The 20,007-nt window shown below is 39.5% G+C and carries 19 protein-coding genes; 6 read left to right on the forward strand and 13 right to left on the reverse strand.

Annotated elements, in window-relative coordinates; translation table 11 throughout:
- Positions 1–842: 842 nt before the first annotated feature.
- From GQR38_RS13785 to gntR, 4 genes are all read left to right on the forward strand, one after another.
- A complete protein-coding gene (locus GQR38_RS13785) occupies positions 843–2,114 on the forward strand; it encodes an aminotransferase class I/II-fold pyridoxal phosphate-dependent enzyme (protein ID WP_165722041.1) in 1,272 nt (423 codons plus the stop codon).
- 258 nt (positions 2,115–2,372) lie between these two features.
- Entirely contained in the window at positions 2,373–2,753 is a 381-nt protein-coding gene (locus GQR38_RS13790; RefSeq protein WP_002960288.1) for a BlaI/MecI/CopY family transcriptional regulator, read from the forward strand.
- 11 nt (positions 2,754–2,764) lie between these two features.
- Positions 2,765–4,381 carry a M56 family metallopeptidase gene (locus GQR38_RS13795; RefSeq protein WP_165722040.1) on the forward strand — a complete coding sequence of 539 codons (1,617 nt, stop codon included), beginning with the start codon at positions 2,765–2,767 and terminating at the stop codon, positions 4,379–4,381.
- 204 nt (positions 4,382–4,585) lie between these two features.
- The gene (gene gntR / locus GQR38_RS13800; RefSeq protein ID WP_165722039.1) at positions 4,586–5,596 is read left to right on the forward strand and encodes a gluconate operon transcriptional repressor GntR; all 1,011 of its coding nucleotides are present in this window, start codon (positions 4,586–4,588) and stop codon (positions 5,594–5,596) included.
- Positions 5,597–5,691: 95 nt separating this feature from the next.
- Here the strand turns inward: gntR and gntU are convergent, their stop codons facing one another.
- Positions 5,692–7,035, reverse strand: a complete 1,344-nt coding sequence (gene gntU, locus GQR38_RS13805) for a gluconate transporter (protein ID WP_165722038.1) — start codon at positions 7,033–7,035, stop codon at positions 5,692–5,694.
- Between the two features lie 150 nt (positions 7,036–7,185).
- Here gntU and GQR38_RS13810 point away from each other — a divergent pair, with 150 nt between their 5' ends.
- The gene (locus tag GQR38_RS13810) at positions 7,186–7,719 is read left to right on the forward strand and encodes a gluconokinase (RefSeq protein ID WP_165722037.1); all 534 of its coding nucleotides are present in this window, start codon (positions 7,186–7,188) and stop codon (positions 7,717–7,719) included.
- 55 nt (positions 7,720–7,774) lie between these two features.
- Here the strand turns inward: GQR38_RS13810 and GQR38_RS13815 are convergent, their stop codons facing one another.
- From GQR38_RS13815 to hisG, 10 genes are all read right to left on the reverse strand, one after another.
- Positions 7,775–7,963: a DUF1289 domain-containing protein gene (locus GQR38_RS13815; RefSeq protein WP_002960277.1), complete on the reverse strand. Its 189-nt coding sequence runs from the start codon at positions 7,961–7,963 to the stop codon at positions 7,775–7,777.
- Between the two features lie 2 nt (positions 7,964–7,965).
- Positions 7,966–8,520, reverse strand: a complete 555-nt coding sequence (locus GQR38_RS13820; protein WP_165722036.1) for a hypothetical protein — start codon at positions 8,518–8,520, stop codon at positions 7,966–7,968.
- Positions 8,521–8,628: 108 nt separating this feature from the next.
- Entirely contained in the window at positions 8,629–9,243 is a 615-nt protein-coding gene (gene hisIE, locus GQR38_RS13825; RefSeq protein ID WP_165722035.1) for a bifunctional phosphoribosyl-AMP cyclohydrolase/phosphoribosyl-ATP diphosphatase HisIE, read from the reverse strand.
- Positions 9,234–10,013 (reverse strand): imidazole glycerol phosphate synthase subunit HisF, encoded by a 780-nt coding sequence (gene hisF / locus GQR38_RS13830; protein ID WP_024611092.1) that lies wholly within the window; start codon positions 10,011–10,013, stop codon positions 9,234–9,236. Before hisF ends, hisIE begins: the two co-directional genes overlap by 10 nt.
- The gene (locus GQR38_RS13835; protein WP_165722034.1) at positions 9,995–10,729 is read right to left on the reverse strand and encodes a 1-(5-phosphoribosyl)-5-[(5-phosphoribosylamino)methylideneamino] imidazole-4-carboxamide isomerase; all 735 of its coding nucleotides are present in this window, start codon (positions 10,727–10,729) and stop codon (positions 9,995–9,997) included. The genes hisF and GQR38_RS13835 overlap by 19 nt, the downstream gene beginning before the upstream one ends.
- Before the next feature lie 33 nt (positions 10,730–10,762).
- Positions 10,763–11,353 (reverse strand): imidazole glycerol phosphate synthase subunit HisH, encoded by a 591-nt coding sequence (hisH, locus tag GQR38_RS13840; RefSeq protein ID WP_002960265.1) that lies wholly within the window; start codon positions 11,351–11,353, stop codon positions 10,763–10,765.
- Positions 11,350–12,411, reverse strand: a complete 1,062-nt coding sequence (gene hisB / locus GQR38_RS13845; RefSeq protein WP_007580650.1) for a bifunctional histidinol-phosphatase/imidazoleglycerol-phosphate dehydratase HisB — start codon at positions 12,409–12,411, stop codon at positions 11,350–11,352. The genes hisH and hisB overlap by 4 nt, the downstream gene beginning before the upstream one ends.
- Positions 12,408–13,514: a histidinol-phosphate transaminase gene (gene hisC / locus GQR38_RS13850; RefSeq protein WP_165722033.1), complete on the reverse strand. Its 1,107-nt coding sequence runs from the start codon at positions 13,512–13,514 to the stop codon at positions 12,408–12,410. The genes hisB and hisC overlap by 4 nt, the downstream gene beginning before the upstream one ends.
- Positions 13,504–14,805 carry a histidinol dehydrogenase gene (gene hisD, locus GQR38_RS13855; protein WP_165722032.1) on the reverse strand — a complete coding sequence of 434 codons (1,302 nt, stop codon included), beginning with the start codon at positions 14,803–14,805 and terminating at the stop codon, positions 13,504–13,506. The genes hisC and hisD overlap by 11 nt, the downstream gene beginning before the upstream one ends.
- Positions 14,806–14,810: 5 nt before the next feature.
- Positions 14,811–15,710: an ATP phosphoribosyltransferase gene (hisG, locus tag GQR38_RS13860; protein WP_007580644.1), complete on the reverse strand. Its 900-nt coding sequence runs from the start codon at positions 15,708–15,710 to the stop codon at positions 14,811–14,813.
- A 419-nt stretch (positions 15,711–16,129) separates the two neighbouring features.
- On the opposite strand from hisG, the gene GQR38_RS13865 reads away from it, so the two are divergent.
- Positions 16,130–16,366: a hypothetical protein gene (locus GQR38_RS13865; protein ID WP_101163489.1), complete on the forward strand. Its 237-nt coding sequence runs from the start codon at positions 16,130–16,132 to the stop codon at positions 16,364–16,366.
- Between the two features lie 112 nt (positions 16,367–16,478).
- Here GQR38_RS13865 and GQR38_RS13870 read toward each other — a convergent pair whose 3' ends face one another.
- Positions 16,479–18,335 (reverse strand): cytochrome c/FTR1 family iron permease, encoded by a 1,857-nt coding sequence (locus GQR38_RS13870; protein ID WP_165722043.1) that lies wholly within the window; start codon positions 18,333–18,335, stop codon positions 16,479–16,481.
- Between the two features lie 283 nt (positions 18,336–18,618).
- Positions 18,619–19,902 carry a sodium:proton antiporter gene (locus tag GQR38_RS13875; RefSeq protein ID WP_007580638.1) on the reverse strand — a complete coding sequence of 428 codons (1,284 nt, stop codon included), beginning with the start codon at positions 19,900–19,902 and terminating at the stop codon, positions 18,619–18,621.
- Positions 19,903–20,007: the final 105 nt, after the last annotated feature.

Here is a 20,007-nt window from a genome sequence, read left to right on the forward strand (position 1 = left end):
GTAGCGGCTTAGTTCAACAATTTAATAGTGCGCTCATCGCGCATATTTCTGCCGACTTAACGCTCATTTATCTACTTTATTTAGTTTTAACAAATAACCTAAAGCATTACTACCACTAAGTTTTTTAAAGCTTTAAAGTAAAGTTTAATAGAACAATATGCGCGCGTCGCTTATTTTCATGAATATACGCGCAAAGAGCAGTTTGACCAATCAAGTAACTACGATTTTTAGCCAACCTCAACGATCTGCTATTCGCTCTTAGCTAAACTTAGAAAGAGTGCTAGAAGCTTATAGCGTCTGCTCTCTTGTATGAATGACGTTACTCAAATAGTTTCAGTTATAACTAAGAGAACCAACTGCCTTTTTTACTTAATACAGAGTAAGTTATGAGAATAGAGACGACAGCTAAACCTAGCCCTATAAATATGTTACTAAATGATATGTATGTAGCGCAAATTAATGTCACTCCACAACTCATTTTTATAGCAATATTTCTGTTTGATTTTAACTTGAACATTTTTGACATACTAATAACTCCTTTTATAGCACTGCAGGTTTATTGAAGGATACTTTTCTTTTTTACGCTGGAATATCCTTAGTTTATGGGCTTCTATTAATAGCAAATTGTGTAAATTATTACCAATAATAAATATTATGCTTGGTGGATTATTATATTGTGAATAATAGGACTGATTAGTTGTTAAATATCATTTGAATGCCCATTAACCGCCGCCTTTAACTTAAATCAAATCACCTCACCTCAACACTCTTTAAAATATTTCATGTGCATTTTATAATCAAGAAGTGCTAGCTTAGTGGTAAATTAATTGAAGGAAATAATTATGAAATTAGAGTCATTAGCACTGCACCACGGTTACGAATCTGAGCCTACGACCAAATCGGCAGCCGTGCCTATCTATCACACTTCTTCTTATACATTTGATAATACGCAGCATGGCGCTGATTTATTCGATTTAAAAGTACCTGGAAATATTTACACCCGCATAATGAACCCAACTAATGCCGTACTTGAACAACGTATTGCTGCAATGGAAGGGGGTATTGGTGGGCTAGCTGTTGCCTCTGGGATGGCCGCTATTACTTATGCTATTCAATGCTTGTGCGAAGTAGGCACTAATATTGTAAGCACCAGCCAAGTATATGGTGGCACGTATAACTTATTTGCTCATACACTACCTAGGCAAGGTATTGAAGCGCGCATGATTAAAGCCGATGACTTTACCGCGTTCGAGAATGCAATTGACGATAACACCCGCGCTGTTTTTTGTGAATCTATTGGTAATCCTGCAGGTAATATTGTTGATATTGAACGTTTAGCACGTATTGCACACAGTAAAGGTGTGCCGCTTATTGTTGATAATACTGTGGCTACGCCGTATTTATGCCGCCCATTTGAGCTGGGCGCCGATATAGTGGTTCACTCACTTACAAAGTATATAAACGGGCACGGTACTGCCATTGGCGGCATGATTGTCGACTCAGGTAAATTTGATTGGAAAGCGAATGCTACGCGTTTTGCAATGATGAACGAGCCCGATCCGTCGTATCACAATGTGGTGTATACCGAAGCTTTTGCTGAAGCTGCATTTATTGGACGTTGCAGAGTAGTGCCACTTAGAAATACCGGCGCAGCGCTTGCGCCTAAAAACGCATCTGACATTTTAATCGGCCTTGAAACCTTAGGCTTAAGAATGGATCGCCACTGCGAAAATGCACAGCAGTTAGCTGAATATTTAGAAAATCATCCAAAAGTACTTTGGGTTAATTACGCAGGGCTTAAATCAAGCCCGTATAACGAAATGAGTCAAAAAATTACCAGTGGTAAAGCATCGGGTATTTTAAGTTTTGGTATTGCTGGTGGCCTAGAAGCGGGTACTCGTTTTATTGATGCGCTAAACATGATTTTACGCTTAGTTAATATTGGCGATGCCAAGTCGCTTGCATGTCATCCAGCGTCAACCACACACCGCCAATTAAATGATGAAGAGCTTGCTAATGCGGGCGTAAGTCGCGATTTAATTCGTTTGTCGGTCGGTATTGAAAACATTGTAGATATAATTGCCGATGTAAGCCAAGCGCTCGATAAAGCATAGTTACCTCACTACCTTTCATAAAAAACTTTAAAGCATAAAAAACGTTAGTTGAAAATAAACTATCGTTTTTTATGTTTTTCTAAAATCTATTAATAAGTATACCTCTTTATTTTATCTACCTTTTTTATAAAACCTTCCCAAGACTTTTATATTTCTACCGTTTGTTTTTTAATCACATGTCAATTTTGTATTGACACTAAGATTACTTACTACTACATTTGTAACAGTACCACTACAACTGTAGTAATAGGAGCGACAATGAAACTTAGTGATTTTGAAATGGATATTATGCAGCTGCTCTGGCAGGAAGAACCTTGTACCGCGAGTCAACTACATAAAGTGCTTTTAGCTGATAAGCAAAAAGATAAAAAAGTAGCCTATACAACAGTTAAAACTATTGTAGATAGGTTAGAACACAAAGGAGCGATTGAGCGTTGTGGACATGAAGGGCGAGCTATTGTTTTTAGAACAATAGTGACTCAAGACACATTATCGGAGCAAGCTATGCCTAGTTTTATGCAACGATTTTTTAAAGGTAATTCTCGTAGTTTAATTGCCCACTTTATCAAAGAAGAAAAGCTAAATGATGAAGATATAGAATATTTACAAACGCTTTTAAAAAATAAGAAGTTAGATTAAAGGAGAGAATAATGACGGATTATTTACTAACTTGCACACTTATTAGCTTATGTATTTTGCTTACAGTAAAAGGGCTAAAAAATGCCCCAGCACGATTAAACTTTTACATTTTAATGACTGCCTTGGCATGTTGGTTTGTCCCTTGGCAATATTTTTCCCAGTTATCCTTATTTGAAGGAGAAAATCGTTACACATTTAACGTGGCGCAATTGATTCCCGATGTTAAAGCACTAATACCAAATGCTGAACAAGTAGCAACTAAGGACGAATTACAAAGCGATATGGTTATATGGGACTTATTGCCATCACTTAGTAATGTTTTTATGGTTTTAGTTTTAGCTGGTTTTGGATTGTTTTTATTACGCGTGGGCTTATATGTAAAGCTTATAAAAAATTTATACATTAACTCAAAGCCAAGTCCTGAACTTAACCACATCAACAATCAGTATCCAATTAGACTAACAACCCATACAGAACCTGCTTTTGCTACCGGGTTAATAAAGCCTGTTATTTGGTTAGAGTCGACGATGACACACCGTAAAGAATTAGATTCAGTCATTCAACACGAGGTAACTCATTTACAACAAGGTGATATTTATTGGACGTGGCTTATTTGTTTTATAGAAAGCGTTTTTTGGTGGAATCCTATTTGCTTAAAGTTAACTGGTTTAGCAAGAGAGCAACTCGAACTTAGCTGTGATGAGTTGTGTATGCAAAAGCTAAAAGGTAAATACCAATTGGATTTAGCAAGTTTATTGCTACAAGAGCAAAGTGCTAAAAGCTCGCCTAACTTTTTTACCCCCCCACTTTTGAATATTGCTCATTCTAAGAGTTTTAATATTCAGAGGATCAAAATGTTAAACAAGGAAAAAACAATGAAAAGTAAATATTTGGTTATGGTTGCGGCGGCAATGTCTTTTAGTGCTTTAGCTGCAGCGCAAATTGTAGACGGTAGTTCAGATAACAAACAGCAAAGTAATAATACGTCTCAGGCTCCTGTTAAAAGTGAAGAATATAAACAACAACTTGCACAGCTTCTAAAAAGCGCTGCTGGGGCAAAAAGTGATAACCCTGAACTGTTAAACCAAGCTGCGCAAGGCATTCAAGATTGGCACTTGAATAGAGGCAAACTTACTGGTTTTGAAGAAGCTGAAATCAAACTACAAAGCTTTAGGCTGCTAAATCACATTTACTCTAAACTTGAGCAATATGAAGACATATTGAGTGCTTACGAAAAATGGTACGAGCCGGGCAGTAACCCGCCTTACTTTTTAAAAAATTCATTAGCAACGGCCTATATACAGCTAGGGCGTTATAAGCTTGCTGTTGCAGAGCTTGAAGATTTATCAAAACAGCTTGAAGGGAAGCTACATGTTGGCTCTGCTGATAACTTAGCACTGGCATACATTTACCTTGCTGATTACGATAAAGCATTAAAAACCCTAGAGCAGGTTGATGCAAAAGACGATGTATACGGAAATATCCTTAAATATTATGTTTATGATAAACAAAATAACCGTAAAAAGATGGATGAAATTAAAAGTAAAATCCCAGAAGTATTTGCAGTTACCCCCGCGCTATTACCACAAAGCGGCATACCTGGTTCGCAATTGTTGAGATTGCTATAAGTTTTTAATTACGATGAGGCTCGGAGTATCTGAGCCTCTGTTTAATGTTATTGGTACAAATACAGATTTATTCATTAAAATAGGTCTAGGTTATTTAAATCTCTGGGTAATCGCTTAGCGATAACCTAAATAAAAATGGCTAAAAGTAGTGATTTTTCGCAATAGTTGGTATGTTACAAGTAACATTTTATTTAATTGTGTGTGATGAAAAAAAACAAACGTTCTTCTCTTCAAGATATTGCCGATGCGGTTGGTGTAACCAAAATGACGGTGAGTCGTTATTTACGTAATCCCGAAAAAGTATCAGAGTCTACTCGCACTAAAATTAGTGCAGCTATTGATACGCTAGGCTACATTGCAAATAAAGCCCCTGATTTACTCTCTAATGCTAAAAGCTACTCTATTGGTGTACTAGTCCCATCGTTAACGAATCACGTATTTGCTCAAGTTATAAGAGGCATTGAAGATGTAACAGGGCCTGCAGGATACCAAACAATGTTGGCCCATTATGGTTACAACCCTGAAATTGAAGAAAAACGGGTTGAGTATTTATTGTCGTACCACGTTGATGGTTTAATTTTATCAGAAACCACACATACAGACAGAACGCTAAAAATGATTGAAATGTCAGGCGTACCTGTGATTGAAATAATGGATACTCATCACTCTCCTATGCAGCAAGCGGTTGGTTTTGATAACGTTAAAGCCGCTTTTGATATGACGACGGCACTTTTAAATAAAGGCTATCGCAATATTGTTTATATAGGTGCAAGGCTCGATGTACGAACACGCCTAAAATTTCAAGGTTATTCAGATGCTATGTTAGCTAAAGGCTTTACGCCTAAAAGTGTGATGACTGATCAAGCTTCATCTTATAGTTTAGGCGCTGAACTTTTACAAAAAGCGCGTACTGACTACCCAAATACTGATTGTTTGTTTTGTACTAATGATGATTTAGCAATTGGGGCTATTTTTGAGTGCCAGCGAAACAATATTTTAGTGCCTAGCCAAATGGGGATTGTTGGTTTTCATGGTCATGATATTGGCCAAGCAATGGTGCCTCAATTAGCAAGTGTGATCACCCCTCGTTATCAGATAGGTAATGTTGCGGGAAGAGAGTTGTTGAGCCGGATTAATTCCGATTTGGATACTAGCATGGATTATAAGCAAGTAATTGATACTGGTTATATAGTTCATCTAGGTGAGAGTGTTTAAATACTCAAATTACATGAGCTTAATTACCTGAGCCTAAATAACAAAAGGCTCAGGTAATTTTTATATGTGTGATGATAACTCTACATACTGTAATTTTACAAAAACAGAGAAATAATCATAGCGACAAGTGCGCCAACAGTACCAATAATGGTTTCCATAACTGTCCATGTTTTAAGAGTTTGCATTTCGCTCAAACCGAGATAGCGACTCGCTAACCAAAATCCTGAGTCGTTTACATGGGAGAGCACAATAGAGCCCCCACCAATAGCGATGGTAACAGCGGCAAGCTGCGCTCCATCAAGGCCTAAAGGCTGAAGCATTGGAATAATTAAGCCACACGCTGTAAGCATAGCTACTGTCGCAGAGCCTTGAATGACCCGCACTGCGGCTGATAATACAAAAGCGAGTATTACAATCGGTAAGCCTGAGCCAGCTAAGTAATTACCCAGTGCAGTACCTACTCCTGAATCAACTAATACTTGTTTAAATACCCCACCGGCACCAGTGACAAGAATAATAATTCCCGCAGGTTGTAGGGCACTACCACAAATTTCCATGATTTTAGCATTAGGGACACCGCGCCTTGCGCCGAGCAAATAAAATGCCATTAGGCAGGCAACTAAAATTGCTGTAAATGGATGACCTATAAAGGCTAACCAATTATATAAATCAGAGTCTTTTTCAACAAAGCGACTACCAATAGTATTTAAACTAATCATAATTAATGGCAAAGCAATCAAACCTAATGCTAATCCAAAACTAGGCGTCCCTTTACCAACTCTTTGGTTATCGTCGATTTGTTCGTGCTGTGGGAGTTCTACATGAATAGATTTAGAAATAATAGAGCCCCAAATTGGACCTCCTATAATCATTGCCGGTATGGCAGCAATAAGGCCAAATAAAATCATATAACCATAGTCAGCGCCTAATTGAGAGGCAACCAAAATCGGCCCTGGCGCAGGAATAAGAAACGCCTGACAAGACGCTATTCCAGCAAGTAGCCCAATACCAATTTTAACAACGCTGCCACCGCCTTTTCTTACCACAGCAAAAACAATACCGATTAAAAGTACAACGGCCACATCAAAAAAGAGGGGGAGGGCACAAATAAAGCCCGTAAAGGTAAGCGCCCAATTAGCGTTTTTTTCTCCAAAACGGTGTAAAAGTGTGTGAGCAATACGATCCAGCGCGCCGGTTTCTTCCATTACTTTGCCAAACATGGCGCCTAAAGCGACCACCACCGCGACAAAGCCTAGTGTACCTGCCATTCCTTTTTGAATTGTAGCGGCAATTATTTCAGGGCTCATTCCTGAGAATAATCCTGCAATCATAGAAACAAGGATTAAAGAGACGACAGCATGTAGTCGTACTTTCATTACTAAGAAAAGCAATAAAAATATGGAGCCTGCCGCGGTTAGTATTAATGATAAATCTGACATTTTTCCCTACTTATATTCAGTGTGAATTATGATGTTTAGTGTGTGTTTAACTTCACTTTCGTATTTGTTACGGGTAACATGTTACCCGTAACTCAATATAATATATACATTGAAAATAATTAATTATTAAATTAAGGCGAGGGTAAATACATGAGTAACACAAATGTAGGTCGTGTTTATATTGTAATGGGGGTTTCAAGCACAGGAAAGTCAAGTGTGGGTGATGCATTAGCAAAGCGCATTGGCGCTAAATTTATCGACGGAGACGACTTACATCCCAAGGCTAATATATTAAAAATGTCATCTGGGCAGCCTTTAAACGATGCTGATCGTGTGCCTTGGCTAGAAAGAATACGTGATGCTGCATTTAGCATTGAAAAGAAAAATGAAATTGCGGTAATAGTCTGCTCTGCATTAAAAAAGAAATACCGAGAACAAATACGTGACGGAAATATAGGCATTACCTTTTTACATCTTTATGGTGATTTTGAACTGGTTAAAAGCCGTATGCAGGACAGAAAAGGGCATTTTATGCCTGTTGATTTACTCAAAAGCCAATTTGAAGCGCTAGAAGTACCAAAAGAAGATGAGCCCAATGTTATAAATATAGATATTAATAACTCATTTGAGCAAGTAGTCGAAAGCTGTATTAGCGCAACTAAAATGAATAGCCACAACAAGTAAAAAGTTTTTAGTTAATCAGTTAACTGTTACTTTTAACATTTAGGGGCTTTATTTGTTATGAGTTAGCATCTGCTCGTGGTGTTTCTAAAATCGCTTTTTTTTCATCTTCAGATAATATTATCCAATCAAAAATTTCTTCGTTGGTACGCCCACAACCGGTGCAGTAACCGCTGCGCCTTTCGCATATTCCTAGGCAATCAGTTTTAAATTTAGATGGTTTTTTGTTTTGATTTAATTGGCGCATTATTAAAGTCCTAACGGTGGAGCAATTTCAAAGCGAGTAGTGAACCCATTACCTTCTTGATTGGTAGAGAGTGTAATGACAGGGGTTTTAGTATCAAGTACAAAGGTGCTGTAAATTGAACTTGCTGTTTCTTTTTGGCTTTCAAACCAACCTGTTGTGGTTAAGCATTGGCGTAATTGCTTAGCCAGTTTTTGATGAGACCTTACGGTTTGCGTTTGTTTATTAACAGGTGTTTGGCATTGGTAGCTTGCTTGCTCTGAATTATTTAAAGTAACCGTACAGGTTGCTCCAATAATATGAGTATTAGTACGCCATTTATTAGTAAACTGGTTATTTACTTTATCTGTTTTGATTGAATTAAAACCAGACTCATAACCATTTATTAGGTTATTTATGGTGCTGCATTCATCGAGTGTTACTGTGGTTTTTACAGACTGATTCGTTGTAGTAGTGGTTGCTGTAGTTGTAGTCTGATTAGTTTTGCTGGTACAGCCCGCTAAAATAAACGCGATAACTAAAATAAATGCGACAATAGAAGGAGTAATATAGTTTTTCATAGTTCACAGTAACCGATTAATTTAGCCACGCACTATATCACACGTGATTTACTGTAAAAATAAAAAGGCCCATATAAATATGAGCCTCTTTGTTAGTCACAACTAATGCTATTTATGGCGACCTTGCAAGCATTTAACTACATCTTCAAGGGCTAAGCCTTGGCGTTGTAGCAATACAGTCAGGTGATAAATTAAATCAGCAGATTCGTTTGTTAGCTCATCGTTATCGTGTTTCATAGCGGCAAGGGCAACTTCTACGCCTTCTTCACCTACTTTTTGACAACTACGGCTTAAGTCTTTTGCAAATAATGACGCTGTGTAGCTTTTTTCAGGGTCGTCGTTTTTACGCGCTACAATCACATCTTCTAACTGTGCTAAAAAGCTTAAACTTGGTTTTGCTTCATCACCAAAACAGCTTTGTGTGCCTAAGTGGCACGTTGGGCCTTCTGGGTTGGCAAGTACTAAAATTGAATCGTAGTCACAATCGGTATGCACAGACACTACGTTTAAGTAGTTTTCTGATGACTCACCTTTAGTCCATAAACGCGATTTTGAACGCGAGTAAAACGTTACTTTATTACTCTCAAGCGTAACAGCGAGTGCTTCGCTGTTCATAAAGCCTTGCATTAAAATAACACCCGAGCGGGCATCTTGAATAATAGCAGGGATCATGTCACTTTTAGCGAAATCGACTTGAGCTTGGTTTTGTTGTGTTACTTGCATAATCTTGCTGCCACTTGGTTATCTGTTAAAAATTGTTTTAGTTCGCCAATGTTAATCACATTTTTATGAAAAACGCTGGCGGCTAATGCACCATCTACTTTGCTTTGTTTAAATACATCAACAAAATCTTGCATACTACCCGCACCGCCAGAGGCGATTAAAGGAATGTTACATAGCTCGCGAATTTTACTGAGTTGCTCGTTGTCGTAACCGTTACGAACCCCATCTTGGTTCATACAGTTTAATACAATTTCGCCTGCACCTAAATCTTGTACGCGTTTAACCCATTCTTGTGTTTTATAACGCGTACGGCTTGATGCATTAGGATCGCCAGTTAATTGGTAAACTAAATATTCACCGGTCGTTTCATCAAAAAAGCTGTCTATGCCAACAACAACACATTGCTTACCAAACTCATCGTGTAATTCTTTAATAAGTTCAGGGCGCGCAATAGCAGGGCTGTTAATGCTTATTTTGTCAGCACCGCGCTCTAAAACACGCGCTGCATCAGCTACTGATTTAATACCGCCGGCTACACAAAATGGAATATCGATATTGCGTGCAATACTTTCTACCCAGTTTACATCAAGTAGGCGTTTTTCAACGCTTGCACTGATTTCGTAAAAAACCAGTTCATCGGCGCCAGCTTCGCTGTAGGCTTTAGCCATTGTCAAAATGTCGCCAACAACTTCATGACCTTTAAACTTAACGCCTTTAACTACTTGGCCGTCTTTAACGTCTAAACATGGGATTATGCGTTTTGATAACATGCCAATGCCTCCTCAACGCTAAATGCGCCATCAAGCAATGATTTACCTAAAATAACGCCGCCTACACCTAGCCCTTTAAGCTTTTTAATGTCGTCAAGTGAGCTTACGCCCCCTGAGGCTTGCACTTTAATTGTGCTGTTGTGGCGAGTTAGATCTTCGTAAAGCTCAAACGATGGACCCGTCATGGTGCCATCTTTACTGATGTCCGTGCATAAAAAGTCAATAACACCTAAGCCTACATAAAAATCTACCAGCTCAAGTAAACCAAATTCAGATTCACTTAACCAACCGTGTGTAGCAGGTGCCCAGCCCGTGGCTGTTTTATTTACATCAAGAGCAATTACAAAGTGTTCTGCGCCAAATTGCTCAATCCACGCTTTTACTTGTTCGCGTTTTTCTACTGCCATTGAACCAATAACAACTTGGTTTGCACCGGCTTTTAGCCAATCACTTACATCTTGCTCTGAGCGGATACCGCCACCCACTTGGTAAGGTACGTTAAGTGCTTTGGTTGCAGCTTGAATATGTTTCCACTGCTTTTTACTTGGATCGCGTGCACCTTCTAAATCAACAAGGTGTAGTTTACCTGCGCCACTGTCGGCGTATTCTTTTAAACGCGCACCAAGTTCGAAAGGGTAAAACTGTGCTGTGTCGTATTTACCTTGGTACAAGCGCACAATTTGATTTTGTAATACGTCTAATGCTGGAATAATCACAAATAATCTCTTTTTTGTTAGTTAATGGGCAGCTTATAACTGCCAATCAACAAAATTTTGTAATAAACGTGCGCCAACTTTTGCGCTGCGCTCTGGGTGAAATTGCATGCCTGCGTAATTGTCTTTAGCAACAATGGCTGAAAAGGTTTGACCGTATTCGCCGCTCACGAGTGTGGCGTCGTTTACGGTGTGCGCAAAGCTGTGAACAAAATACACTTGCTCATCGAGCGTCAGCCCTTTAGTTAATGCATGCTCTTTGTTAACGCTTAAGTTATTCCAACCCATATGCGGCGACGTTAAGTTGCCTACATCAAGCGCTTTTACTTGTCCTGGTATTTTACCCAGGCACTGTACGTTACCTTCTTCGGTGCTTTCGCACAGTAACTGCATACCTAAGCAAATCCCCATAAGCGGGCGCTGGTATTCGTTTATAGCTTGTTGCCAGCCGTTATCGACTAGGCGTTTCATAGCAACCGATGCGTGACCTACACCTGGTAATATAGCGCGCTCAAAACCCGCTAATTGCTCTGGTGAAGTAATTACTGTTGGCGTTTGCCCTAAGCGTTCAAACGCAAAACGTACTGAATTTATATTGGCACAACCGGTATTAATTATGGCAATCATAAACATCCCTTAGAGCTGGCTGTTTGTTGGGTCGTGTCTTGTGCTACTGCCATACGAAGTGCACGTGAAAACGCTTTAAATAAGCCTTCTACTTGGTGATGACAGTTACCGTCGCTTACCGATAAAATAAGGCTAATAGCGGCGTTATCACTTAAGCTTTTGAAAAAGTGCTCAACCATTTGTACGTCTAAATCACCGGCTTTTTCGCGGCTAAAGTTAGCGTTTAATACAAATGATGCACGGCCCGATAAATCAATTTGTGCTTCGGCTTTACACTCATCCATAGGAAGAGCAAAACCATAGCGCGCAATTTGCGATTTAGTACCGAGGGCTTGTTTAAGTGCGACACCTAAGGCAATACCAATGTCTTCAACAAGGTGGTGCTCGTCTATGTGTAAATCACCTTTGGCTTTAATGTTTAAACCAATGTTTGCGTGCGTGCGAATTTGATCAAGCATGTGATCAAAAAAGCCAAGACCGGTGTCTATGCTGCCATTTTTAGTTTGATCTAAGTTTATGGCTACATCAATTTGGGTTTCTTTAGTGTTTCGTGTAACACGACCTTCGCGGTTTGCGGTGGTCAATTTAGTCACTATCGCACTCCAATCGCCGTCGTATAAAATACCTTCACAACATAAGTTTTGAGCAAGGCCAATATCAGTTTCGCGGTCGCCAATAACAAAAGAGCGCGCTAAGTCTACTTTGCCTGAGCGCATAAGCTCGGTAAGTAAGCCTGTTTTAGGTTTACGGCAATCGCAGTTTTGCTCGTTAAAGTGAGGGCAAATTAATACTTCGTCAAAGCTAATGCCTTGGCTTTGCATTATGTCCATCATTTTGTCTTGTGCTATGTCAAAATCAGCAGTAGGGAAGCTATCTGTGCCCAAACCATCTTGGTTAGATACCATAACTAAACGGTAACCTGCAGCTTGTAATTGTAACAACGCAGGAATAACACCAGGTAAAAATGCTAGCTTTTCAAGGCTATCTACCTGTTTGTCGGTAATTGGCTCTTCAATGATAGTGCCGTCGCGGTCGATAAATAAATAGGGGTTACTCATGATACTTCGTTTCCTGCTAAAGATGCTGTGGAAGCTGGCGTTTGTAAGCCATCTAACCAAATTTTTACTTGTTCGAGTTCTTGTTCACTGCCAATTGAAATTCGTAGCCAGTCGTCTTCACCGTATAGCGTAAAAGCGCGCATAACCAAACCTTGCTCAAGTGCAATTTTAAAATAGTTTTTATCGGCTAATTTTAAAGTAACAAAGTTACCTTCACCAGTGAGAATTTTTAATGCAGCAGGGGAGGCGTTTAGCCAATCTACTAATTTAGCTTTTAAGCTATTTAAAATAGTCACTTGGCGGCGCATTGATGTAATTGCATCGGGTGCAATTGCTTGCGCTGCAATACTTGCTACAACGCCAGATACTGGATACGGCGCAATGACTTTACGAATTGGCGCAAGAGTTGCTGCTTGTGCAAGGGTAAAGCCTGTTCTGAGGCCTGCCAACGCAAACGCTTTAGAAAGCGTACGCAAAACCACTACATTACTAAACTCATTAATAAGTTTAGTGGCGCTTTGCTCTGGGCAAAACTCTATATAAGCTTCATCAACAATAACCAGTGCTTTACCCATAAGCGCTGTTGCAATCGCTTTTACTTTATCAAGTGGCGTTAAGCTGCCAGTTGGATTATTTGGGTTACAAATAAATACCAGTTTTGAGCTGCCAACAGCTGCAACTATTTCGTCAGCACTGCCACTTAATAATTCTTGGGTAAGCGCGTTAATACCAACGTTGTGTGTATCGGCGGTTACTTTGTACATACCGTAGGTTGGTAAAAATAGCGCAATACTATCTTTAGCTGGCTCACAGTATGTGCGCACTAAAAGCTCAATGCCTTCATCTGCGCCGCGCGTCATTAATATATTTTCGCTTTCAAGCTCTGTATAAGCGGCGTACCTGTCAATAACCAGTTGCGGTTGTGGATCAGGGTAGCGATTTAAATCTTCAATACTCAGTTCAAGATTTTTAGCATAAGGGCTTTCGTTAGCATTGAGCCACGTAGTACCGGTTAGCTTTTCACTTTTTGCAGAGCTGTATGCAGCAAGGGCTGCAATATTCTTAGGTAATAAGCTAGACGCTTGTGCGCTCTCATTGCTCATTTTTAATTGCCTCTAAACGAATTGAAACCGCATTAGCGTGGGCATCAAGGCCTTCTGCATCTGCAAGTGGTAAAATAGCTTTTGAAAGCTGGGTTAATCCACTTTTAGTAATTGTTTGCACTGTGTATGTACGAAAAAAATCAAGTAAGTTTAAGCTCGAGTATGTTGCACTGTAACCATATGTTGGTAACACGTGGTTAGTTCCCGATGCGTAATCGCCTGCAGATTCTGGCGTGTAGTCACCTACAAATACTGAGCCTGCATTTTTAACTTTATCTAGGTACGGTGTTGCATCGCCTAGTTGTAAAATTAAGTGCTCTGGTCCGTACTGCGCCGATACATCAAATGCTTGCGCAACTGAATCAACTAAAATAAGCGAAGAATTAGCGAGCGCTTGCTCGGCTGTTTCTTTGCGGCTCAAATTAGCCAGCTGGCGTGTAAGTGCCTGCTGAGTTTGTTCTATAATACTCTCGCTGTTACATAATAAAATAACTTGCGAGTCTGCACCGTGCTCTGCTTGTGAGAGTAAATCGGCGGCTATAAATTCTGGGTTTGCACGTTCATCTGCAATAACAAGTACTTCAGACGGACCTGCTGGCATATCAATTGCCATACCTGGAATAGTTTGCGCAACGAGCTGTTTAGCCATTGTTACAAAGCTATTACCTGGGCCAAATATTTTGTTCACTTTAGGAACCGATTCGGTGCCATAAGCCATTGCTGCAATTGCGCCTGCGCCACCACTTTCTATCAAAGTAGTAATGCCACATAACTTAGCTGCATATAAAATAGCAGGGTTAATCGCTTTATCACCTTGTACCGGTGTAGCAAGTACAACGGTTTTTGCGCCGCTTAACTGCGCTAATACACCCTGCATAATAACCGACGATGGCAGTGGAGCACTGCCACCGGGTACATAAATACCGACTGCTTCGATGGCTTGATATTTCAGTTCACATACAACGCCTGGTTGGGTCGATAATTTAATATCTTTTGGCAATTGCGCTTCGTGAAAACGTTTAACGTTTGCATAAGCGGTATCAATTGCGTATTTAAGCTCTGCACTTAGTGCTTGCTCTGATGCGTTAATTTCATCAAGCGGAACACATAAGCGAGGGTTAGATCTATTATCAAACTCTTTAGCCATGCTAAGTAAGGCTTCATCGCCTTGCTCTTTTACGTTAGCTAAAATAGTTTTGCATATAGCTTCAACCTTGGCACTGGCAGAAACTGCAGGGCGCATTAGCGCCGCTGCTTGTACTTGTGAAGATTCCTCATTCCAACGAAGCATGGCACTTACTCCATCATTTTTTCAATTGGCATAACTAAAATAGAGTTAGCGCCTAAGGCTTTTAACTGCTCCATTGTTTCCCAAAATAATGTTTCGCTGCTTACCATGTGAAGTGCTACGTATTCATCGTTACCAGCAAGGGCAAGTAGAGTAGGTTGACCAGAACCTGGTAAAATTTCACAAATTTCATCAAGTTTGTTTTTTGGTGCGTGTAGCATGATGTATTTGCTTTCTTTAGCTTGTCTAACACCACGTAGGCGCGGCATAAGCTTATTGATTAGTGCTAGTTTGTCAGCATCTTGAAGATCTTTATTTTGAATTAAACACGCGTTTGATTCTAAAATTGTTTCGCCTTGAATCAAGCCGTTAGCTTCAAGTGTTGCGCCAGTAGATACTAAATCACAAATTGCATCAGATAAACCCGCACGCGGTGCTACTTCAACAGAACCCGTAAGCATTACTGTACTTGCGTTAATACCTTCGCGCTTTAACCACTGAGTTAAGATTTCTGGGTAGGTAGTCGCAATACGTTTGCCTTCAAACCAGCTCTTATCGCGAGCGCCAAGCTCTTGTGGCCATGCAAGTGCAAGACGACAGTAACCAAAGTCTAGTTTTGAAAGTTTGGTTACTTCACTTGGAACACCTTGTCGTTCACGTTCTGCTTGAACTTCTACAAGTACGTTTTCGCCAACTATGCCTAAGTCACATACACCGTCCATTACTAAACCCGGAATATCGTCATCGCGCACACGTAGTACGTCAATTGGCATATTAGTTGAGTGTGCAATTAAGCGTTGTTCACGAAGGTTAAGTTTAACACCTAACTGTTTAAGCAGATCTTGACAATCTTTAGATAGGCGGCCGCCTTTTTGGATGGCGATACGTAGACGATTACTGTTGTTCATTATTCATTTTCCTTTAATTTAAAAACTAAAAACCCCGAGGGGAACCTCAGGGCGAAAATGAATCAATGTTATTTGAATCGCCAGAGGTTCCTTTTAGGAATAACCTCTCAGCGAAAGACCTGACAGGTTATTCCGGTGAATGGTGGTGATGATGTACTGTTGTCAGGTTTAAGCGCATTTTTTATCCTATGTAACTGCTCGTTGATATAGTAACGTTCAGTTGTTATCTGTTTAAATAAATTTCGCATTCATAAAAACATAAACAGCTATATTATGGCAAGTTTTTTTTAGCTTAATTAAAGCATATGTTATAACTGTCGATAATATTAAGATAATAAGCGCAATTTTCGCCAACAATTGGTTGTTTATCACTCAAACCAAGTGGTTAATGAATAAAATGAAAAAATAAGGAAGTACTTATGGATATTATGATCCCTTATTTAGGAAGAATAACTAGGCTAGAAGTTGAGTCAAAAAGTGCTTTTCATATTGCGGGTGTGCAAAGTGGGGCTGCCGCTGAAAAAGTTGAACTAGAGAATAAAAAAAGGCGTGAGTTACAAAAAAAGAAAAAGCTCAATATGCTTGATGATCAAAATAGTAAAAAAAAGTCTAACGTAGATGATGACGAAAACACCCATTTAGATACATGGGCTTGATAATACCAACTTTACTAAATACATAAGCAATTAACTCAAAAAGGCCCTTGCGGGCCTTTTTACTATGTATTTTGCTTATGCCAATTAGCTTAAACTCTTAAGCAGATAGGCATTACTCTTGGTTTTTGCTTTTAAATATATAAAAGCTAAATATAGCGAACACACATACTTGAGCCACAATACCTTGCCATGTTGACTTTATACCAAGCCATGCAATATCAAAGCTCATTGGTAGCGGAGTAATACCTATTATATCGGCCTCTTGTAATGCAATAACGGCTTTGCCCATAAGCACAAACGAGAGTGCAAATAATAGGTAAGTGGTAATGGCAAAAAACTTAGCAACCGGTAATCTAATTGAGTACTTAATTAATACCCACGTAATAATAGCCAGTATTGCTACAGCTATCGCAAAACCCGAAGCAATAGATGAATATTGGGCAGGCGAGCTTTGCGTTAATAAAGACTGATAGAACAATACAGTTTCAAATACTTCACGGTATACGGCTATAAACGAAAGCCCTGCTAAACCCCATAATGTACCCGACTCAAGACGCTTATCTATATTGTCTTTGATGTATTTTTGCCATTGCTGCGCGCTGGTTTTACTGTGCATCCATACGCCAACATAAAGTAAAATTACAGCGGCAAACAATGCACCAGCACCTTCCATAACTTCGCGACTTGCACCACTTATTTCTATTAATGTTTGCGCCGCAGCCCACGTTAAACCACCAGCAATAAGTGCGGTTACCCAACCAACATGTACATATTTAAGTGCGTCTTGGCGTTTAGTTTTAATAAGTACAGTCATAAGGGCAATAATAACGAGGAGTGCTTCTAGGCCTTCGCGTAGTAGTATAACTAAACTCGCTGAGAGGAGTGCACCATCAGTTAGTTTGGTTTCGTTTAGCATGCTATCTGCTTTAGCGAGTTGAGCTAGCGCTGCACTTACTTTTTCGCCAACGATGGCTGCATCTTTCTCGTTTTTAAATGTTTGGCGCAGGTTCATCAGTTGTACTTCGATGTTTTTACGCAGTGTTTCGTCGTAGGCATTTAAGTTGTTTTCAACAAGCTCAAAGCCATCTAGGTAAGCGCTAATTGCTAAATCACTTGCTTGTGAGTAATTGCCTTTAGCATGCGCGGCTTGTGCTGCAAGTAACTGCGTGCGAGTAACCGTTATCGGATTCTTTTTACCGGTAAATAGTTGCTCTGGATTACCACGAAGCCATTTAACGTAATGAGCTTGTGCTTCACTTTGACCTGCCGATAATTGTGCAGGGTTTAAGTTTACAATCTGCGAAGCGGTAATGTTTTGCTCTAGATTTTGTGGTTTTTGAACATCTTTAAATGCCAAGCTACCTACATAAAAAGCTAAAGACCAACGTTGTTGTTCATTAAATTGAGTAAAAGCAATCATTGGCGTGTCGTTAATACCGTTACTTACAGCGTCAAATAACCCCATTAATGAGCGGTTAGTTGCGCGTTCTTCATCGGTAAAATTGGTAGGCTCTGGTGATAAGTTTCTTGCAAGCGGGCCGTCGCCTTGACCACTAGGGCCGTGACACATTGAACAGTTAGCAGCAAAAAGCGCTTTGGTTTGCTCAACAGGAAGTAGTGATGTAGGTAACGATAGTTGCGGCATAAAGGTAAGTAGCGACTCACGAAGCGCTGAGCTTGCTGCACGTACATCGGCAACACTCGCTTTATTGGCAATCGCTGTATGCAGGTCTTTAGCTTGTGCCTTTACTGTATCAAACTCATTTGTTTGGCTTGATAGCTGTCCAGCTTGCTCAATAATAACGTGCGAAAATTCAGTCATTTCTTGATATTCGTCAGGATCAAGTATTTCACCATTCCCAACAGCTGCCACGTAATCAACACCTACATACTCTGCAAGCTGTGCAATTTGTTTTATTTTTGTTTGCTCATTAGGCGAGGCTGAAACACTAAAGCTTGCCATGACCATTATAAAAAGCATAAAAAAACATTGAAATTGTCGTTTGCTCAGAGACACCAAATTTAAAAACATGTGAGAATTATTTATGGACATCGAAAAGCCCTGTAGAGGAAAAGTCAAAATTATAATTGTTTTCATTTGCATTTCAAGCGGATTAATTTAAACAAAGCAGATAAATAAAAAGGATAACAATTTATAGAACTTTAAAGTGTTTTTGTAACACATGAGTAACAGTAACCAAGTGATTTTTATAATAACTTGGTTACTGAATGTGTTGCAGACAAAGCATTTATTACTTGGCTTGCTCAGCTGACTTAATGCTGCTTTGAATAAGCGGCGAAATAGTTAATCCTTGTACAATAATAGAAAATATAACCACTACGTAAGTAACAATAACGATTAGGTTATGTAGGTCTGAACCGCCTACAAAAACTTGCTCGCGTGGGATTGCTGCCGCCATTGCCAGAGCAAGGCCACCACGTAGTCCACCCCAGGTCAAAATTTTAACACTGTGTTTATCGTAAGTTCTAAAGCGTTTAAAAATTACAAATGGTGCACCTACACTTATAAAGCGTGCTAGCAGTACAACAGGTACCATTAATAACCCTAAACCAATTTCGCCAAGCGTGATTGGCATAGTGACTATTAGCATACCTATTATTAAAAACAGTAGAGCATTTAGAAAGCTGTCGGTTGCATGCCAAAAATCTTTTACGTAGCGCGTGTCTTCGGGGCCCGTGCGCTCGGTTGCTTTAGTGCGGGTAATATTACCCATTAATATGCCACTGGTTACCATGGCAAGTGCGCCAGATATTTCCCAAATATTTGCTGCAGCAAAACCTGCTGTTGGGATAGTTAAGGTAATTAATAAGCGAATATTTACATCGCGGCTATTAATAATTAAAAAGTGGCCAACTAATGCAATGACTAAACCAAACGCAATGCCCCCTATTGCATCTACAAAGAATAGCTCTGCTATGTCACCAAATTGTGCATCTGTGCCATAAAAAGCAACAGAAAATATAGTGGTAAATATAACTAAACCAATACCATCGTTAAATAGCGACTCACCTTCTACTTGAACTGAGATGCCTTCTGGCGCTCGCATTTGTTTAATAATAGCAAGTACAGCGATAGGGTCGGTTGGGCTAATAAGCGCGCCAAACAGTAAACAATAAATAAAGGGGACATCAAAACCAAAAACTGAAAATAAATAAAAGCTTAAATAACCCACTATAAATGTGGAAGCAATGGTTGAAAACAATACCAGGGCAGTAATTTCCCACCGCTGCTTACGCAGGGCAAGTAGGTTTATTTCGAGCGCACCCGCATAAAGTAAAAACCCCAACATGCCTTTAAGTAGTAACTCGTTAAAGTCAATACTGGAAACAATTTGGGTCATGGCTAACGCATTTTGATCGCCTAATAATTTTACTGCAATAATCAGTAATAAAGAAATAACCACAGATCCGGTAGTAATGGCAATAGTAGTTTGCATTTTGAGGATGTACTGGTTTGCAAAGGCTATAAAAATTGCAATTGCAGAGAGAAAACAAATGAGGTACCAAGCATTCATTGATTAACCTTAACTATTTTTTAAACGACACACAAAAAGGAGGATTATAAACCCGCGTATGTTACTCCTGTAATATTTGAGAGTCACAGTATTTATGCCTAAATA

This window comes from Pseudoalteromonas sp. c7(2019) (genome assembly GCF_011378625.1).
In the GTDB taxonomy this organism is placed as follows: domain Bacteria; phylum Pseudomonadota; class Gammaproteobacteria; order Enterobacterales; family Alteromonadaceae; genus Pseudoalteromonas; species Pseudoalteromonas arctica.

Coding starts and splice junctions, on each gene's coding strand:
- hisH (WP_002960265.1), bottom strand. CDS start 11,353: ATGATTGCCATAATTAATACCGGTTGTGCCAATATAAATTCAGTACGT.
- hisF (WP_024611092.1), bottom strand. CDS start 10,013: ATGTTATCAAAACGCATAATCCCATGTTTAGACGTTAAAGACGGCCAA.
- GQR38_RS13865 (WP_101163489.1), top strand. CDS start 16,130: ATGGATATTATGATCCCTTATTTAGGAAGAATAACTAGGCTAGAAGTT.
- GQR38_RS13815 (WP_002960277.1), bottom strand. CDS start 7,963: ATGCGCCAATTAAATCAAAACAAAAAACCATCTAAATTTAAAACTGAT.
- GQR38_RS13875 (WP_007580638.1), bottom strand. CDS start 19,902: ATGAATGCTTGGTACCTCATTTGTTTTCTCTCTGCAATTGCAATTTTT.
- GQR38_RS13810 (WP_165722037.1), top strand. CDS start 7,186: ATGAGTAACACAAATGTAGGTCGTGTTTATATTGTAATGGGGGTTTCA.
- hisG (WP_007580644.1), bottom strand. CDS start 15,710: ATGAACAACAGTAATCGTCTACGTATCGCCATCCAAAAAGGCGGCCGC.
- hisIE (WP_165722035.1), bottom strand. CDS start 9,243: ATGCAAGTAACACAACAAAACCAAGCTCAAGTCGATTTCGCTAAAAGT.
- gntU (WP_165722038.1), bottom strand. CDS start 7,035: ATGTCAGATTTATCATTAATACTAACCGCGGCAGGCTCCATATTTTTA.
- GQR38_RS13790 (WP_002960288.1), top strand. CDS start 2,373: ATGAAACTTAGTGATTTTGAAATGGATATTATGCAGCTGCTCTGGCAG.
- GQR38_RS13820 (WP_165722036.1), bottom strand. CDS start 8,520: ATGAAAAACTATATTACTCCTTCTATTGTCGCATTTATTTTAGTTATC.
- GQR38_RS13785 (WP_165722041.1), top strand. CDS start 843: ATGAAATTAGAGTCATTAGCACTGCACCACGGTTACGAATCTGAGCCT.
- hisB (WP_007580650.1), bottom strand. CDS start 12,411: ATGAGTAACCCCTATTTATTTATCGACCGCGACGGCACTATCATTGAA.
- hisC (WP_165722033.1), bottom strand. CDS start 13,514: ATGAGCAATGAGAGCGCACAAGCGTCTAGCTTATTACCTAAGAATATT.
- GQR38_RS13795 (WP_165722040.1), top strand. CDS start 2,765: ATGACGGATTATTTACTAACTTGCACACTTATTAGCTTATGTATTTTG.
- GQR38_RS13870 (WP_165722043.1), bottom strand. CDS start 18,335: ATGGTCATGGCAAGCTTTAGTGTTTCAGCCTCGCCTAATGAGCAAACA.
- gntR (WP_165722039.1), top strand. CDS start 4,586: ATGAAAAAAAACAAACGTTCTTCTCTTCAAGATATTGCCGATGCGGTT.
- hisD (WP_165722032.1), bottom strand. CDS start 14,805: ATGCTTCGTTGGAATGAGGAATCTTCACAAGTACAAGCAGCGGCGCTA.